Source organism: Streptomyces sp. NPDC054883, assembly GCF_053610645.1.
On sequence record NZ_JBSGYT010000002.1, the window covers coordinates 205,854 to 222,561 of the forward strand.

The window sequence follows — 16,708 nt, forward strand, 5'->3', positions numbered from 1 at the left end:
TGGGGTCAGTCCGTGTCCCCTTCGTCCTCATCTTCGGAGTCCGTAAGGACCGGGGAACCGTGGTGGGACCACAGGCGCCAGCCTTCGGGTGTGCGTCGGAACACATTCGTGGCGACGACCAGCTGACCGACCAGCGGACCCAGTTCCCCGCCGTCCTCGGCGGGCCCGCCGCTGAGGATGTTCTCGGTACAGGTGACCAGGGCGGTGTCGCCGAGGACGGCCACCTTGGTGTCGGTGAGGAAGAACTGGATGTACTCCGTGTGGGACATGATCAGGGCGTACGAGCGCAGTACCTCGCCGCGCCCGGAGAGCACCGGCCAGCCGGGGTGCACGCACGAGATCTCGTCCTCCAGCCAGAGCGCCGACAGTGCGTCGAAGTCCCCCTGCTCCATGGCCTCGTAGAAGGCGGTGTTGATCTCTTCGACGGCCTCGATGTCGGTACGGCTCACCGTGCCCCTTCCCGGTCGGTCTGACGGATCACAGTGCCCCTTCCACGGCGCGGGCCACCCGAACCGCGTCGGCGCTCGCACGTACCTCGTGGACCCGTACCGCCCAGGCGCCCTGGTGGGCGGCGATGGCGGAGACGGCGGCCGTGGCGGCGTCCCGCTCCCGGGCGGGCGGCGGGGCGGCGTCGGCGCCGGCCAGCACCCGGCCGAGGAAACGCTTCCGCGAGGCGGCGACCAGCAGCGGGAAGCCCAGCTCCCGCACGTCGCGCAAGTGGGCGACGAGGGCCAGGTCGTGCTCGGCGTTCTTCGCGAAGCCCAGACCCGGGTCGACCACGAGCCGCTCGGGCGCGATGCCGCCGGCGATGACGGCGTCGATCCGGTCGCGCAGCTCGGCGGTGACCTCGGCGACCACGTCCGTGTAGACGGCGAGGCTGTTCATGCCGGCGCTGAAGCCACGCCAGTGCATGACCACGAACGGCACCTCCGCGGCGGCCACGGCCGGGATCATGCCGGGGTCGGCGAGTCCGCCGCTGACGTCGTTGACCAGGCGCGCTCCGGCGGCGACGGCCTGCGCCGCGACCTCGGCCCGCATGGTGTCGACGGAGACGACGACCCCCTCGGCGGCGAGGCCGCGCACCACCGGGACGACCCGGCGCAGCTCTTCTTCGGCGTCGACGCGGGTCGCGCCGGGCCGGGTGGACTCGCCGCCGACGTCGACGAGGTCGGCGCCCTGGGCGACGAGGTCGAGGCCGCGCTTGACGGCGGCGGTGGTGTCGAACCAGCGGCCGCCGTCGGAGAAGGAGTCGGGGGTGACGTTCACGACGCCCATGACCCCGCAGCGGTCCCACTCCGGCAGACCTGTCACCCGGCCCCGGCCGGTGGCCCCGTGGTTGGTGTTCATAGCTCAAGGGTAGGGCCCGGGCCCTGGCCGGGCGGTGGGCGGGGACGGGCCTGCGGGGCCGGCGGCCGCCCCCGGCGCGGAGGCATGCGAAGCCGTGCCCGGCGGGCTTGCGCCGCCGGCACCGTGCGGCCTGCGCCGCCCGGGTTCCCGGATCCTGGCCGAACGCGAGGTACGGGCCACCCCGGCCGCCTCCGTCCGCTGCCGCCAGGCGGACGTCACGGACGCGCGGGCCGACGTCCGGGCCCGGCACGGCCGGCTGGACGGCATCGGGCATGCCGCCGGGAACCCGCGGCCCGCGCCGCCCGGGCCCGGTCTGCTCGCCGACCGGGCCGGGCGCCCCGCCCGCGGCTTGCGCTGCCGGGGCGCGCGGCCTACGCCGCCTGGACCTCGCGCTCGCCCGGCTGGGGCGGAACCGGAGTGCCGTCCGTGTGGGCGCAGGGACGGACCGGCTTGGGCCGGCGCCGGCTCGCGAAGAGCCGGGGCAGGGCGAGGGTCACGAAGCCCTCGGCCTGCATCACGGCGAAGCCGATGCGGGGCAGGTCGCGGGTCTGCCGGTAGACCATGAAGCGGGGTTCCCAGCGGGGGCGGAACTTCTCGTTGAACTTGTACAGGGACTCGATCTGGAACCAGCGCGACAGGAAGACCAGCAGGCCGCGCCACATCCGCAGGACCGGGCCGGCGCCGATCTTCTCGCCGCGGGCGAGGGCCGCGCGGAACATCGCGAAGTTCAGCGAGACCTTCTCGATGCCGAGTTCCGGGCAGGCTCCCAGGGAGGCGACGATCAGCAGCTCGTTCATACCGGGGTCGGCGGCGCGGTCACGGCGCATCAGCTCCAGCGACATGCCGTCCTTGCCCCACGGGACGAAGTGCAAGATGGCCTTGAGGTCGCCGAACGGGCTGGTGTCGCCCTCCTCCACGCGGTGCGCGGTGGCGATGAAGCAGTCCCCGTCGCCCGGATCGCCGACCCGGCCCAGCGCCATGGAGAAGCCGCGCTCCGTATCGGTGCCGCGCCAGGCCTCGGCGGCGCCGCGGACCTGCTCCAGCTCCTGCTCGGTCAGCTCGCTGACCCGGCGCACCTTGGTGGTGTAGCCGTTGCGCTCGATGCGCTTCACCATCTGGCGGACGTTGCGCATGGCGCGTCCGGCGAGGGAGAAGTCTTTGACGTCGACGATCGCCTCGTCACCCAGCTCCAGCGCGTCCAGGCCGGTCTCCCGGGTCCAGACCTCGCCGCCGGTCTCGCTGCAGCCCACGACGGCCGGGGTCCAGGAGTGGGCCTTGGCCTCCTCCATGAACCGCTCGATGGCGCCGGGCCAGGCCTCGACGTCGCCGACCGGGTCGCCGGAGGCGAGCATCACGCCGGAGACGACGCGGTAGGTGACGGCGGCCTTGCCGCTGGGGGAGAACACCACGGCCTTGTCGCGGCGCAGCGCGAAGTGGCCGAGGGAGTCGCGGCCGCCGTGCCTGGCCAGCAGCTCGCGCAGCTTGGCCTCGTCGTCGGAGGTGAGCCGGGCGGCCGGGTGCTCGGGCCGGAATGCCAGGTAGATGGTGGTGACGGCGGTCAGCATGCCGAGCGCGCCGAGGGAGTAGCCGACGGTCCAGGAGACGCGGCCCGCGTAGTCGACCGGTCCCTCGAAGCCGAAGAGCCCGTAGACGACGTGCGTGATCTGCTCGTACAGGCTCGGGTTGCCGACGACCTTGTTCGGGTGGACGTTGACGATGACCAGGCCGAGACCGATGGAGCCGGCGCTCATCAGGACGAAGTTGGCCAGCGCCTTCCAGCGGCTGCGGGGGTCCGGCAGGGCCTTGAATTCACCCTGGTGGCGCAGCAGCAGGCCGAGGAGCACCGCCGCGATGACCACTCCGATGAGGGAGTGACGGTATGTGAACTGCGCCACTGCGCCGGCCGGCAGCAGGACGACGGAGGCCCGCCAGGCCCGCCGCTTGCGCCGCTTGAGGCCGTGGGCCAGCAGCAGGATCAGTACGCCCGCGCTGATGGAGAGCGCGGCGGCGAACGGACCCAGGGCACCGGGCAGCACCTCGGTGACCGAGTGGAACCGGCTGTGCCGGAACCGCGGGAAGACACCGCCCGCGATGTCCAGAAGGCCGACGATCATGACGGCCGTACCTACCAGGCCGGGCACCGACTCCGGCTTGGGTCCGCGGAGGATTCGGCGGACCGCCTTCGGAACCTGTCCCGACTTATCGCCATCTATCCTGCTAGACATCGCTTCCCGTTGCTCCGCGAGAGATCATGTGGCCGAAGGCCGCGACAGCCTCCGGAGTGTGGTGCGTCCCCTAGGACGACATCGAGGGCGAGCGGGTTCACTCTTCCGTCGAGAAAAACTAGCCCTGCCACCAGAAAGTCGACTGACTGCTCATGGGTCTCACCAGTAATACGGTTCTGGTCCTGGCCATCATCCTCGGTGTGCTGCTGTTCGCGGCCACGGTGTGGTTCTGGCCGCGGCTCTCGGGCCGCACCTGGCGTGCGCTGCTCGGCCGGATCGGCCTCCTGCTCGTGACCCAGCTGGCGCTGTTCTCGGCGGTCGGCCTCGCGGCGAACAAGTCCTTCCTCTTCTACGGTTCCTGGGCCGACCTGTTCGGCCAGCAGACGTCCATGGGCAAGGTCGTCGACCACTCGATGAGCACCAAGGACATCAAGGTCGTCGACAAGCAGAGCCTGGACGTGCCGGGTGGCGCCAAGCCCCAGGTCGGCGGTCAGATCCTGAAGGTTGCCATAACCGGCGACAAGTCGAAGATAACCAGCCCCGGGTACGTGTGGCTGCCGCCGGAGTACTTCCAGCCGCACTACAAGAACAAGAACTTCCCGGCCTCCATCGTGCTGACGGGCTACCCGGGTACGGCCGAAAACCTGATCAAAGGCCTGAACTACCCGATGACGGCCTTCAAGCAGGCCAAGGCGGGCAGGATGCAGCCGATGATCCTCGTGATGCTCCGCCCGACGATCGCGCCCCCGCGCGACACGGAGTGCGTGGACATCCCGGGCGGCCCGCAGACCGAGACCTTCTTCGGGCAGGACCTGCCGCAGGCGATCCAGTCCGCCTTCCGGGTGGGCAAGAAGCCGCAGAACATGGGCTTCATCGGGAACTCCACGGGCGGCTACTGCGCCTTGAAGATCGCCGCGCACTACCCGCAGACCTTCGGCGCCGGTGTCGGCCTGTCCGCGTACTACCAGGCCGCGGACGACCCGACGACCGGTGACCTGTTCAAGGGCGACGACAAGCTGAGGAAGCGCGCCGACGTCCTGCACAGCATCGAGCACAAGAAGCCGACCGGCACCTCCTTCCTGGTCACGACCAGCGAGAAGGGCGAGGACAACCTGGGTGACACCAAGAAGTTCATCAAGCTGGTCAAGGGCTCGGACCGGGTCTCCTCGATCGTCCTCGACAGCGGCGGCCACAACTTCAACACCTGGCGCCGCGAGATCGCGCCGATGCTGGTCTGGCTGAGCGGCCGGATGCAGGCCTGACCCGGGCCGCCGGCGGGGAGCCGGCGGGTGGAAGGCAGGAGAGTGACGGGCCTGACGGCCGGTCACTCTCCTTTTCGTTCGGCCCGCGCGGCTGTTCACGCCTCCTGGAGCTGGGCCCGGCGCAGCGCCCGGTGCACGGCCTCGGGGGTCAGTACGCCGAGCAGCGCGCCGGAGTCGGGGTCCTTGACGCCGATCCGGCCGGAGTCCTCCTGGAGCAGCGCCGCGAGCGCCTCGCGCAGCGTGGCCCCAAGCGGTACGTCGGCGGCCGGGGCCGCGGCGCCGCCCGCCGGGGCCAGGTCGGCCGGCTCGACGGCGGTGACCGCGAGCCGCTTGAGGCCGCGGTCGGAGCCGACGAAGGAGGCCACGTACTCGGTGGCGGGCGCGGCCAGCACCACGGCCGGGCGGGCGAACTGCTCGATGGTGCCCGTGCCGTAGACGGCGATGCGGTCGCCGAGCCGGATCGCCTCCTCCAGGTCGTGCGTGACCAGCAGGATCGTCTTGCGGACGGTGCGCTGGAGTTCCAGGAACTCGTTCTGGAGGCGTTCGCGCACCACCGGGTCCACCGCGCCGAACGGCTCGTCCATCAGCAGCACCGGCGGGTCGGCGGCCAGCGCGCGGGCCACGCCGACGCGCTGGCGCTGGCCGCCGGACAACTGCTGCGGGTACCGGTCCCCGTACACCGACGGGTCCAGTCCCACGAGGTCCAGGAGCTCGGCGGCGCGGGCGCGGGCCCTGGCCTTGGGGGTGCCGGTCAGCTGGGGCACGGTGGCCGTGTTCTCCAGCACCGTCTTGTGGGGGAACAGCCCGACCTGCTGGATGACGTAGCCGATGCGGCGGCGCAGCTCCACGGGGTCGGCGCTCGAAATGTCCTCGCCGGCCAGCAGGATCCGGCCGGACGTCGGCTCGATCAGCCGGTTGACCATCTTCATGGTGGTCGTCTTGCCGCAGCCGGAGGGGCCGACCAGCGTGACCAGCTCGCCTTCCGCCACCTCGAAGGACAGGTCCTCGACGGCCGTGGTCCCGTCGGGGTAGCGCTTGGTCACATGCTCGAATCGGATCACCTCGCCATCTTTCCTCACTCGGCGGGCAGCGTGTGTGACGAGAGTGTTACCCGAGTGCGAAGGATTCCGGCCAATGTCGGTGCCGGGGGTTAGGGTCGGTTCCGGCCGAGTGCCCGCGCGACGGCCCTCGATCGCAAACGTATGCGTCCGGTGACAGGAGGTGAGCAGGGTGGACAAGCGGAACTGCCTCGTGGAAAACGACTGGTTCTGCTGGGAGTACGTCACCTCCCGCTCCCAGGAACTCACCGACGCCACCGTCCAGCACGTGTGGATCACCGTCGCCTCGGTGCTGATCGGTCTCGTCGTCTCGGTGCCGCTGGCGCTGCTGGCCCGCCGCGGCCGCCACTGGGCGGCGCCGGTCCTCGGGCTGACCACCCTGCTCTACACGATCCCGTCCCTCGCGATGTTCTCGCTGCTGCTGCCGTTCTTCGGGCTGTCGGCGGCGCTGGTCGTGACCGGTCTCGTGCTCTACTCGCTGACCATCCTGGTCCGCAACGTGCTGGCCGGTCTCGCGGCCGTGCCCGAGGACGTACGGGAAGCGGCGCGCGGGATGGGGTACGGCCCGGGGCGGCTGCTGTGGCAGGTCGAGCTGCCCCTGGCGCTGCCCGCGCTGCTGGCCGGGGTGCGGATCGCCACGGTGTCCACCGTGGCGCTGACGACCGTCGGTTCCATCGTGGGCAAGGGCGGCCTGGGCAACCTGATCGCCCCCGCCGTGAACAGCTCCTTCAAGGCCCAGGTGCTCACCGCGTCGGTGCTGTGCGTGCTGCTCGCCCTGGTGGCCGACCTGCTGCTGCTCGGGGTGCAGCGGCTGCTCACGCCGTGGACCAGGGCGGACCGGGCGCCGCGCAGGGCGGCGGCCCCGGACGTTCCCGTGCCGGTCCCCTCCGGGGGTGCCTGAGCCGTGGGCATACTGGGCGGGGCATGGGACTGGCTGACGGACGGCGCCAACTGGGCCGGGGAGAACGGTGTCTGGCACCGGCTCGGCGAGCACGTGTTCGTCAGCGGGATCGCGCTGGCCGTCGCCTGCGCGGTCGCGCTGCCGGTCGGGCTGTGGCTCGGCCACCTCGGCAAGGGCGGCACCCTCGCGGTGAACGTGTCCAATGCCGGGCGGGCCGTCCCGGTCTTCGCGGTGCTCGCCCTGTTCATGGTCTCGCCCCTGCGCAGCGCCGGCTATCTGCCGACCGTCATCGCGCTGGTGCTGTTCGCGATCCCGCCGCTGCTGACCAACGCGTACGTGGGCATGCGCGAGGTGGACCGCGCGGTGGTCGAGGCGGCCCGGGGCATGGGGATGTCCGGTGGGCAGCTCTTCCTGCGGGTGGAACTTCCGCTCGCCCGGGGCCTGGTGATGACGGGTCTGCGCTCGGGCGCCGTCCAGGTCATCGCCACCGCCACGATCGCGGCGATGGTCGGCCAGGGCGGCCTGGGCCGGATCATCACCGCCGGGTTCAACACGTACAACACCCCGCAGGTGGTGGCGGGCGCCGTGCTCGTGGCGCTGCTGGCCCTGCTGGTGGAGGGGGCACTGGTGGCGGCCGACCGGCTGTTGCCGGGCCACCCCCCGGCGGCCCGCTGACCGTTCGCCGGCCGTCCCGTTTCGACACCTCACGATTTCCGTCGGCCCCACTCCTCTGGAGGACCACCACATGAGCAAGTCCCTGCACGTCCTCGGCGCGGCGCTGGGTGCGGCCGCCCTCGCCGCATCGCTCACCGCGTGCGGCGGCGACAGCCTGGAGAAGGCCAAGGACGGCGGCTCGGCCTCCTCCGCCCCGGGCGGCGGCGCCAAGGGCAATCTGGTGATCGGCGCGGCCGGCTTCACCGAGTCCAACGTGCTGGCGGAGCTGTACGCGCAGGTCCTGCGGAACGCGGGCTACTCGACCTCCGTCACCACGGTCAACAACCGCGAACTGTACGAGCCGTCGCTGGAGAAGGGCGAGATCGACGTCGTCCCCGAGTACGCGGCCACGCTCGCGGAGTTCCTGAACGCCAAGGTCAACGGCAAGGACGCGCCGAAGGACAAGCCGGTCGCGTCGAGTGACGCTGCGGCAACGGTGGCGGCGCTGGAGAAGCTCGCGACCCCGCTCGGGCTCAAGGTGCTGCCGGTGGGTTCGGCGGTCGACCAGAACGCTTTCGCGGTGACGAAGGAATTCGCCGCGAAGAACAACCTCAAGAGCCTTTCCGATCTCGGCAGGGCGGGGCTCAAGGTGAAGATCGCGGCCGGTGACGAATGCGCGGTCCGCCCCTTCTGCCAGCCGGGGTTGGAGAAGACATACGGAATTTCGGTCTCCGGTATTGACCCGAAGGGTGTCGGCACCCCGCAGGCCAAGCAGGCCGTCAAGGACGGCGTGGACCAGCTCGTGCTGACCACGTCCACCGATGCCACGCTCGACAGCTACGGGCTGGTGTTGCTGGAGGACGACAAGAAGCTCCAGAACGCCGACAACGTCCTGCCGGTCGTCAACGCCAAGGACGCCGGCGCACCGGAGGTCGCGGCGGCGCTCGACGGGCTCACCAAGACGCTGACGACGGCCGACCTCGTCGACCTCAACCGGAAGGTGGACGCGGAGCGCGCCAAGGCCGCCGACGTCGCCAAGGCGTACCTGGAATCCAAGGGTCTGATCAAGAAGTAGTCCCGGACGAAGATCAGTTACGCGTTTGATGCGGAAATGGCGGGTATCCGCCTGGTAAGAGATTGCCGGGCGGCTACCCCACACCACGCCCACGCCCTGTAAATTTCAGGCCATGCCCCGTGGACGCCACCGCAATCCAGAACCTCTGCACCGTCTGCTCACTCCGACCGCCCTCGCCGGTGTTTCCGTGGCCGGTGCCGGCGCGGCCTGGCTGCTCGCGGAACCGGTGGCGCTGCGCCTGCTCGTGGCCCTCACGGCGGCCGCGGGCGTGGCCGGCGCCGCCGTCATGCGCTCCTGGGACCGCTCGGCCGGACGCCGGGTGGCGGAGCTCGCCCGTGAGCGGGTCAAGGACGAGTGGAAGACGGAAGAGCGGATAGCCGAGCTCGAGACCGATCTGGAAGAAGCCCGCGTGCTGCGCGCCAAGCTCGATGCGAAGCTGCGCGCCAAGCGGGTCGAACTGGCGGGCCTGCGCGGCGAACACGCCGCGCTGCTGCGCCGGTACGCCACTGCCGAAACCGAACGCGCCAGCGCCCTGGAGCGGCGCCGGCTGCTCGCCCTCGAGGCGGCCTCGGGTCCGGCCGCGCCGAAGGAACTCCCGGCGGTGTCGCAGGAACGTACCGGCAGCGGGGCGCCCACGGCGGTCGGGTACGCCCGCGCCAACGCGGCCATGGCCGCGCTGGTGCGCAAGGCGGAGCAGCGGGCCGCGGTGGCGGGCCCGTCGGGTGCGTCCGGGGCGCAGACCCCGGCGGGCGAGCCGGACGCGCACGGCCGTACGTCCGCCGGGGCCGCGCCGGGCGTTCCCGCCGCGCAGCTCCCGGCCCGGCGGCTCGCGGCGGCGGTGGCCCCGTACTCGGCTCCCCGGCGGTCGACTTCGCGCGTCGAGGGCGGCTTCGACTTCTTCGGCACCAAGACCGCCGCACAGGCCCGCGCCGTGATCGAGTCCGTTCAGAACGAGGACCTCGCGGACGTCGTCGGCGCGGAGGCCCTCGCGGTGCACAAGGCGGAGTCGGCCGGACAGGGCAACGCCGAACCGGGGTTCAAGGTGCTCACCGCCGAACAGCGGGCGGTGGGCCAGGTCATCGACCTGACCGCCCACGACGAGACCGAGCCGGTCGACGTGGCCCGCCTGCGCAGCGCCATTTCGTAGGACCCGCCGGACCCGTTGCCCGCACCCGGACGGACCGGCCCGGCAGGACGGGCAGGAGCAGGAAGGGCCGCACCGGCCGGGGCCGTCAGAACAGCGGCAGCTGGCCCGGGTGCGGGCCCAGGGTGAAACCGTCCAGGGTGGGGGCCGAGGCGCCCAGGACCACCCGGGCACGGGAGCCGGGGCAGGACACCAGCCCGCCGCGCTCCCGGCCGCCGGGCGGGTCGTGGCGGGCGATCCGGCCGGCCGTCACGGCGCAGTCGCGGCCGCAGGCGGGGCAGGCCCGCCGGGGGGAGTGGGACATGCCCCCAGTCTGCACCCCGCCGCCGACATCCGGGCCGCCGGACCCGGCGGCGCCCCCGGTCAGGCCGGACCGCCGACCCGGCGGCTACTTGTCGATGTCCCCGACCACGAAGAACAGCGAGCCGAGGATCGCCACCATGTCCGCGACCAGTTGCCCGGGCAGCAGTACCGCCAGCGCCTGGATGTTGTTGAAGGACGCCGAGCGCAGCTTCAGCCGGTAGGGGGTCTTCTCGCCCTTCGAGACGAGGTAGTAGCCGTTGATGCCGAGGGGGTTCTCGGTCCAGGCGTACGTGCTCCCCTCGGGCGCCTTCAGGACCTTCGGCAGACGCTGGTTGACCGGCCCTGGCGGCAGCTCCGCCATCCGGTCCAGGCAGGCCTCGGCGAGGTCGAGGGCGTTGTGGGTCTGGTCGAGCAGCACCTCGAAGCGGGCCAGGCAGTCGCCCTCGGTCCGGGTGATCACCTTGAGCACGTCCTGGAGTTCGCCGTAGGCCAGGTACGGCTCGTCGCGGCGCAGGTCGAAGTCGACGCCGGAGGCGCGGGCGATGGGGCCGGAGACCCCGTACGCGTGCACGGCCTCCGCCGACAGCACCCCCACCCCGCGCGTGCGGCCGCGGAAGATCTCGTTGCCGTGGACCAGCTTGTCGTAGACGTCCATGCGGGTGCGGACGTCGGCGACCGCGGCACGGGCCCGGCCGAGCCAGCCGGCGGGCAGGTCCTCCTTGAGGCCGCCGACCCGGTTGAACATGTAGTGCATCCGGCCGCCGGAGATCTCCTCCATGACGGCCTGGAGCTCCTCGCGCTCACGGAACGCGTGGAAGATCGGGGTGATCCCGCCCAGTTCGAGCGGGTACGACCCGAGGAACATCAGGTGGTTCAGCGCCCGGTTCAGCTCGGCGAGCAGGGTCCGCATCCACACGGCCCGCTCGGGGACCTCCATGCCCAGCATCCGCTCGACGGCCATGACCACGCCGAGTTCGTTCGAGAACGCGGACAGCCAGTCGTGGCGGTTGGCCAGCATCACGATCTGCCGGTAGTCGCGGGCCTCGAAGAGCTTCTCGGCGCCGCGGTGCATGTAGCCGACCACCGGCTCGGCGCTGACGATGCGCTCGCCGTCCAGGACGAGGCGCAGGCGCAGGACGCCGTGCGTGGAAGGGTGCTGCGGTCCGATGTTGAGCACCATGTCGGTGCTCTCCGCCGCCCCGCCGATGCCGACCGTGGTCTCCGTCATGGCCGCATTCTCTCAGCCCTACGCTGTGCCCATGGAAACCGGGACAACGGGTGAGACGAGCCTCCCCGACTGGGTGGGACTGCCGGGCGGCCTGCTCAGGCTGCGCCGGCTGCTGCTGGCGTTCTGGGCACTGCTGCTCGCGGTGGTGACGGGGGTCGTGCTCGGGCTGACCGCCGGCCCGGCGTGGGCGGCCTGCGGGGCGGTGTGGCTGGGGGCGCTGGGGTGGGGCTGGGTGCTGCTCGGGCGGAACTGGCGGTCGTGGCGGTACGCGGAACGGGCCGATGACCTGCTGATCACCCGGGGCGTGCTGTGGCGGGCCCAGACGGTGGTGCCGTACGGGCGCATGCAGCTGGTGGAGGTGACCTCGGGGCCGCTGGAGCGGCGCTTCGGGCTGGCCTCCGTACAGCTGCACACGGCGGCCGCGGCGACCGACGCGAAGATCCCGGGGCTGGTGCCGGGGGAGGCCGAGCGGCTGCGCGACCGGCTGACCGAGCTGGGCGAGGCAAGATCGGCCGGCCTGTGAGCACGGCGGGCGCCGGGGGCGCCGAGGGGGTGGGGCTGCCGGGGCCGCCCGGGGTGCCCGCGGTGTCCGCGGACGAGCGGCGGCTGCACCCGCTGACGCCGCTGCTGCGCGCCTGGGTGCCGATCGCGGCGGTCATCGGCGTGGTCGCGCAGCAGGGCGACCGGGCCGAGGAGTGGATCACGGAGCTGTCCGTGTCACTCCGCTTCCTGGTCCTCCTCGCCCTGCTCCTCGTCTTCGGTACGTACGGGCTGCTGAGCTGGTGGTTCACGCACTACGCCGTCACCGACACCGAGCTGCGCATCCGCACCGGGCTGCTCTTCCGCCGCACGGCCCACATCCGGCTCGACCGGATCCAGGCGGTGGACGTCACCCGGCCGCTGCTGGCCCGGCTCGCGGGGGTCGCGAAGCTGCGGATCGACGTCATCGGCACCGACGACAAGGACGAGCTGGCGTACCTGGCCGAGCAGGACGCCGCCGCACTGCGCGCCGAACTCCTCGCCCGGGCCGCCGGCTTCGCCCCGGCCGAGGCGGTCGCGCTAGGCGAGGCGCCGGAGCGTGCGCTGCTCCGGGTCGGGCCGCGCGAGCTGGTGGTCTCGCTGCTGCTGAGCCCGGGGGTGCTCGCGGCGGTGGCCGGCGGGCTGCTCGTGCCGGTGACGGTGTGGTGGTTCAGCGCCGGCCCGTGGGCGGCCGCGGCCGCCCTGCTGCCGCTGCTGGGCTGGGCCTGGAGCAGCAGCGCGGGCCGGTTCCTCGCGGAGTACGACTGGACGGTCGCGGAGTCCCCCGACGGGCTGCGGCTCGACCACGGGCTGGCGGACCGGGTCCACGAGACGGTGCCGCCCGGCCGGGTGCAGACCGTGCGGATCGTCGAGCCGCTGCTGTGGCGGCGGCGCGGCTGGGTGCGGGTGGAGCTGGCGGTGGCGGGCTCGAAGAACGACGTCCTGGTTCCGGTGGCCGCCCGGGCCGCCGCGTACGAGGTGATCGCGCGCGTGCTGCCGGGCGTGGACCTGGCGGCGCTGTGCTTCGCCCCCGCCGCACGGTCCGGTGCGCGGTGGGTGGCCCCGGTCCGGTGGCGGGGCTGCGCCGTGGCCGTCTCCGCGGAGGTGTTCGCCGCCCGGCGCGGGCTGCTGTGCCGCCGTACGGAGATCGTCCCGCACGCCAAGGTGCAGAGCGTCCGGCTCACCCGGGGCCCCTGGATGCGGGTCCACGGCGTGGCCGACGTACACGTCGACACCGGGGCCAACGGCACGGTGACGGCCCGGCTCCGGTCGGCGCCCGAGGCGGCCGCCCTGCTCCACGCCCAGGCCGACCGCTCGCGCACCTCGCGCGCCACGGCCCGCCCGGACCGGTGGATGACCTGACGGCCCGGGGCGGTGACGCACGTCACGTCCGGGGGTGTCACATCGGGCCGGGCCGCGCCGTCAGAGCTGTGTCAGCCCGTACCACGGCGGAGGAGTCCACGATGAGCGCCCGTTTGAACGTCTTCGGCAATGCGACCGCAGGCAAGTTCCTCAAGCACGTCAACTCGGCCGGCAAGGTGATCTCCGACTCGACGCTGCCCGCCGCGACGCAGGAACTGGTGAAGATCCGCGCCAGCCAGGTCAACGGGTGCGGGTTCTGCACCGACATGCATGTCAAGGACGCCCTCGCCGCCGGTGAGGACGCGCAGCGCCTGCACCTGGTCGCGGTGTGGCGGGAGGCCACGGTGTTCACCGACGCCGAGCGCGCCGCCCTGGAGCTGGCGGAGCAGGGGACCCGCATCGCGGACGCGGCCGGCGGCGTCACGGACGAGGTGTGGGCGAACGCCGCCAAGCACTACGACGAGGAGCAGCTCGTCGCCCTCGTGTCGCTGATCGCCCTCATCAACGCCTACAACCGGCTCAACGTCATCGTCCAGCAGCCCGCGGGCGACTACCAGCCCGGCCAGTTCGGCTAGGCCCCCTCCTCGGGATCCTGCCGGGCGGGCCCGGCCGCCGTCAGGCGGCCGGGCCGCCGCCCGCGCGGACCAGTCCCGACTCGTAGGCCAGGACGACCACCTGCACCCGGTCGCGCAGCCCCAGCTTCGTCAGGATCCGGCCCACGTGCGTCTTCACCGTCGCCTCCGACAGCACCAGCCGGGCCGCGATCTCCCCGTTCGACAGGCCCTGCGCCACCAGCAGCATGACCTCCCGCTCCCGCTCCGTCAGCCGCTCGATCTCCTTGTTCCGCGGCTCCTGCGAGGTCGTCGGCAGCATCGGAGCGAACCGGTCCAGCAGCCGCCGCGTCGTCGACGGCGCCACCACCGCGTCGCCGCTGTGCACCGAGCGGATCGCGGCCAGCAGTTCCCCCGGCGGGACGTCCTTGAGCATGAAGCCGCTCGCGCCCGCCTTGAGGCCCGAGAACGCGTACTCGTCCAGGTCGAAGGTGGTCAGGATGATCACCTTGGGGTGCTCCTCCGGCTCACAGATGCGCCGCGTCGCCTCGACCCCGTCGAGCCTGGGCATCCGCACGTCCATCAGCACCACGTCCACCTTGGTGGCCCGCAGCACCTCCAGCGCCTCCAGGCCGTCACCCGCCTCGGCGACGACCTCCATGTCCGGCTGGGCCGCGAGCACCATCCGGAAGCCCGTGCGCAGCAGTACCTGGTCGTCGACCAGCATCACGCGGATGGACATCAATCACCTTTTCTTGAGTGGGAGGAGCGCGCTGATCCGGAAGCCGCCGCCCGGACGCGGGCCCGCGTCCAGCGTGCCGCCGACCATACCGATGCGCTCCCGCATGCCGATCAGTCCGTGCCCGGCGCCGTCGACGCCGCCGTCCTCGTACAGTTCGTGGGCGGCGCCCCGCCCGTCGTCCTCGATCAGCAGGCCGAGCCCGTCGTCGAAGTACACCAGCCGGACGCTCGCCTTCGCCTCCGGGCCGCCGTGCTTGCGCGTATTGGTCAGCGCCTCCTGCACGATCCGGTACGCCGTCAGCTCCACCCCGCTCGGCAGCCGCCGCGGCGCGCCCTCGACGGCGAAGTCCACGTCGAGTCCGGCCGCGCGGACCTGCTCGACCAGGACCTCGATCTGTTCGACGTCCGGCTGCGGCACGTAGTCCTCGGACTCCTGCGGTTCGCCGGTGCGCAGCACGCCCAGCAGCCGCCGCATCTCGGCCAGTGCCTGGCGGCCGGTGCCGGAGATGGTCTGGAGCGCCTCTTTGGCCTGTTCCGGTGCCACGTCCATGACGTACGCGGCGCCGTCCGCCTGGACCACCATCACGGAGACGTTGTGCGCGACGACGTCGTGCAGCTCGCGGGCGATCCGGGCGCGTTCGGCGGCGACGGCCACCTTGGACTGCGCCTCGCGCTCCTTCTCCAGCCGCTGGTTGCGCTCGACGAGCTGCGCGTAGTAGGCGCGGCGGGTGCGCAGCGAGTCGCCCAGCACCCAGGCGAGGGCGAAGGGGACGACGGCGAAGAGGGTGAAGAAGAAGTTGTCGCTGGTGTCGCCCTTGTCGACGTGGAAGCGCAGGGCGTACAGCGGCGAGGCGGTCAGCCCGAGGGCGAACGCGAACCGGGAGAGCCGGCGCGAGACCTCCCCCGAGGCGGCCACGGTGTACAGGATCACCAGCATGCCGAAGTCGCCGTTGTGCACCTCGACACCGGTGGCCAGCTGGTAGGCGCCCGTGCCCACCGCCAGCCAGAACATCTGCGGCGTCCACCTGCGGCGCAGCGCGATGACGACGCCCATCGCGAGCACCGAGGGCACGATGAGCAGCCGTTTCCCGGTGCTGTAGTGGTCGGCGGACGCCAGGTCCAGCAGCGCGATCCCGCACAGGAGGACGGCCCAGAAGCTGTCGACCCCTGTCGGGTGTCTGCGGAGGAAATCGTAGAGGCGCTGCACGTAACCCAGCGTAGGCAAAGGAGATAGGTGCGGGAGTCAACCACAGGGGCGATCCGTACGAAGGGGGCGTACTCCCCAAGGTGGAGGGTGACCTTAGCCTGTGGGGGATGAGCGTTCAGGGTGAAGGGATCGGGCCGGTCCGGTGGCGGGCGGCCATGGAGGCGGCGCTGTACGGACCGGGCGGCTTCTACGTGGACCCCCGCGGCCCCGGCCCCGCCGGGCACTTCCGTACCTCCGTGCACGCCTCGCCGCTCTACGCGGGGGCCGTGGCCCGGCTCCTCCTGGCGGTGGACGAGGCCCTCGGCCGGCCCGCCGGGCTGGACCTGGTCGACGTGGGGGCCGGCCGCGGGGAACTGCTGACCGGGGTGCTCGCCGCCCTGCCGGCGGAGACGGCGGCGCGGGTGCGGCCGTACGCGGTGGAGCGCGCGGGGCGGCCCGCCGGGCCGGACCCCCGCGTCCGCTGGGTCGCGGCGCCGCCGCCGGGGACGACGGGCCTGCTGTTCGCCAACGAATGGCTGGACAACGTACCGCTGGAGGTCGCCGAGGACGGGCGGTACGTCCTGGTCGCGCCCGACGGTACGGAGCGCCCCGGCGGCCCGTTGGAGAGCCGGGACCGCACCTGGCTGGACCGGTGGTGGCCGGGCGCCGGCCGGGCGGAGATCGGCCGGCCGCGCGACGAGGCCTGGGCGGCGGCCGTCGCCACCCTGGACCGGGGACTGGCGGTGGCGGTGGACTACGCGCACACCCGCGGGGCGCGGCCCCCGTACGGCACCCTGACCGGATTCCGCGGCGGCCGTGAGGTCCGGCCGGTCCCGGACGGCAGCTGCGACATCACCGCGCACGTGGCCCTGGACGCCTGCGCGGGACCGGGCGCCGTGCTGCTCACGCAACGGGAGGCGCTGGCCGCCCTCGGCGTCTCGGGCGCCCGCCCGCCGCTGGCGCTGGCGTCGAGCGACCCGGCCGGGTACGTGCGCGCCCTCGCCTCGGCGGGGGAGGCGGCGGAACTCACCGCGCGCGGCGGCCTCGGGGACTTCGGCTGGCTGGTGCAGCCGGTCGGCATCGACCGCGGGGACGGCTCGGAGGGCCCGGGCCCGCTGGACGGCCTGGGGCTCCGGTCGGGCTGACGCCGCG

17 protein-coding genes are annotated in these 16,708 nt (G+C 72.6%); 9 read left to right on the plus strand and 8 right to left on the minus strand.

What is annotated here, in order from left to right; all coding sequences use genetic code 11:
• Positions 1 to 5 precede the first annotated feature (5 nt).
• From ACWGH1_RS03395 to ACWGH1_RS03405, 3 genes are all read right to left on the minus strand, one after another.
• Positions 6 to 449, minus strand: a complete 444-nt coding sequence (locus ACWGH1_RS03395) for a nuclear transport factor 2 family protein (protein ID WP_453356701.1) — start codon at positions 447 to 449, stop codon at positions 6 to 8.
• A gap of 28 nt (positions 450 to 477) precedes the next feature.
• The gene (gene folP, locus ACWGH1_RS03400) at positions 478 to 1,347 is read right to left on the minus strand and encodes a dihydropteroate synthase (RefSeq protein WP_453408379.1); all 870 of its coding nucleotides are present in this window, start codon (positions 1,345 to 1,347) and stop codon (positions 478 to 480) included.
• 371 nt (positions 1,348 to 1,718) lie between these two features.
• The gene (locus ACWGH1_RS03405) at positions 1,719 to 3,572 is read right to left on the minus strand and encodes a phosphatidylglycerol lysyltransferase domain-containing protein (protein ID WP_453353371.1); all 1,854 of its coding nucleotides are present in this window, start codon (positions 3,570 to 3,572) and stop codon (positions 1,719 to 1,721) included.
• A gap of 152 nt (positions 3,573 to 3,724) precedes the next feature.
• Between ACWGH1_RS03405 and ACWGH1_RS03410 the strand changes: the two genes are divergently transcribed.
• Positions 3,725 to 4,834: an alpha/beta hydrolase gene (locus ACWGH1_RS03410; RefSeq protein WP_453353372.1), complete on the plus strand. Its 1,110-nt coding sequence runs from the start codon at positions 3,725 to 3,727 to the stop codon at positions 4,832 to 4,834.
• 95 nt (positions 4,835 to 4,929) lie between these two features.
• On the opposite strand, the gene ACWGH1_RS03415 is transcribed toward ACWGH1_RS03410, so the two are convergent.
• Positions 4,930 to 5,895, minus strand: coding sequence for an ABC transporter ATP-binding protein (locus ACWGH1_RS03415; protein ID WP_453353373.1), 966 nt, complete (start codon positions 5,893 to 5,895; stop codon positions 4,930 to 4,932).
• Positions 5,896 to 6,064: 169 nt separating this feature from the next.
• On the opposite strand from ACWGH1_RS03415, the gene ACWGH1_RS03420 reads away from it, so the two are divergent.
• The 4 genes from ACWGH1_RS03420 (at position 6,065) to ACWGH1_RS03435 (ending at position 9,669) form a co-directional block, all read left to right on the plus strand.
• Positions 6,065 to 6,793: an ABC transporter permease gene (locus tag ACWGH1_RS03420; protein WP_453353374.1), complete on the plus strand. Its 729-nt coding sequence runs from the start codon at positions 6,065 to 6,067 to the stop codon at positions 6,791 to 6,793.
• A 3-nt stretch (positions 6,794 to 6,796) separates the two neighbouring features.
• Positions 6,797 to 7,468, plus strand: a complete 672-nt coding sequence (locus ACWGH1_RS03425) for an ABC transporter permease (protein WP_453353375.1) — start codon at positions 6,797 to 6,799, stop codon at positions 7,466 to 7,468.
• Positions 7,469 to 7,538: 70 nt separating this feature from the next.
• Positions 7,539 to 8,522, plus strand: coding sequence for an ABC transporter substrate-binding protein (locus tag ACWGH1_RS03430; RefSeq protein ID WP_453353376.1), 984 nt, complete (start codon positions 7,539 to 7,541; stop codon positions 8,520 to 8,522).
• 112 nt (positions 8,523 to 8,634) lie between these two features.
• Positions 8,635 to 9,669, plus strand: coding sequence for a hypothetical protein (locus ACWGH1_RS03435; RefSeq protein WP_453353377.1), 1,035 nt, complete (start codon positions 8,635 to 8,637; stop codon positions 9,667 to 9,669).
• A gap of 85 nt (positions 9,670 to 9,754) precedes the next feature.
• Here ACWGH1_RS03435 and ACWGH1_RS03440 read toward each other — a convergent pair whose 3' ends face one another.
• Together ACWGH1_RS03440 and ACWGH1_RS03445 are read right to left on the minus strand one after the other, a co-directional pair.
• Positions 9,755 to 9,970, minus strand: coding sequence for a hypothetical protein (locus ACWGH1_RS03440; protein ID WP_190185956.1), 216 nt, complete (start codon positions 9,968 to 9,970; stop codon positions 9,755 to 9,757).
• Positions 9,971 to 10,054: 84 nt separating this feature from the next.
• Positions 10,055 to 11,197, minus strand: coding sequence for an NADH-quinone oxidoreductase subunit D (locus tag ACWGH1_RS03445; RefSeq protein ID WP_453353378.1), 1,143 nt, complete (start codon positions 11,195 to 11,197; stop codon positions 10,055 to 10,057).
• A gap of 31 nt (positions 11,198 to 11,228) precedes the next feature.
• Here ACWGH1_RS03445 and ACWGH1_RS03450 point away from each other — a divergent pair, with 31 nt between their 5' ends.
• The 3 genes from ACWGH1_RS03450 (at position 11,229) to ACWGH1_RS03460 (ending at position 13,653) form a co-directional block, all read left to right on the plus strand.
• Positions 11,229 to 11,720, plus strand: coding sequence for a PH domain-containing protein (locus ACWGH1_RS03450; RefSeq protein ID WP_453353379.1), 492 nt, complete (start codon positions 11,229 to 11,231; stop codon positions 11,718 to 11,720).
• A complete protein-coding gene (locus ACWGH1_RS03455) occupies positions 11,717 to 13,078 on the plus strand; it encodes a PH domain-containing protein (protein ID WP_453353380.1) in 1,362 nt (453 codons plus the stop codon). Before ACWGH1_RS03450 ends, ACWGH1_RS03455 begins: the two co-directional genes overlap by 4 nt.
• A gap of 101 nt (positions 13,079 to 13,179) precedes the next feature.
• Positions 13,180 to 13,653 carry a carboxymuconolactone decarboxylase family protein gene (locus ACWGH1_RS03460; protein ID WP_453353381.1) on the plus strand — a complete coding sequence of 158 codons (474 nt, stop codon included), beginning with the start codon at positions 13,180 to 13,182 and terminating at the stop codon, positions 13,651 to 13,653.
• Positions 13,654 to 13,693: 40 nt separating this feature from the next.
• On the opposite strand, the gene ACWGH1_RS03465 is transcribed toward ACWGH1_RS03460, so the two are convergent.
• Complete coding sequence (locus ACWGH1_RS03465) at positions 13,694 to 14,371, minus strand: response regulator (RefSeq protein ID WP_453408380.1); 678 nt, start codon at positions 14,369 to 14,371, stop codon at positions 13,694 to 13,696.
• 3 nt (positions 14,372 to 14,374) lie between these two features.
• Entirely contained in the window at positions 14,375 to 15,577 is a 1,203-nt protein-coding gene (locus ACWGH1_RS03470; RefSeq protein WP_453357087.1) for a sensor histidine kinase, read from the minus strand.
• Between the two features lie 107 nt (positions 15,578 to 15,684).
• On the opposite strand from ACWGH1_RS03470, the gene ACWGH1_RS03475 reads away from it, so the two are divergent.
• A complete protein-coding gene (locus tag ACWGH1_RS03475; RefSeq protein ID WP_453408381.1) occupies positions 15,685 to 16,701 on the plus strand; it encodes an SAM-dependent methyltransferase in 1,017 nt (338 codons plus the stop codon).
• Positions 16,702 to 16,708: the final 7 nt, after the last annotated feature.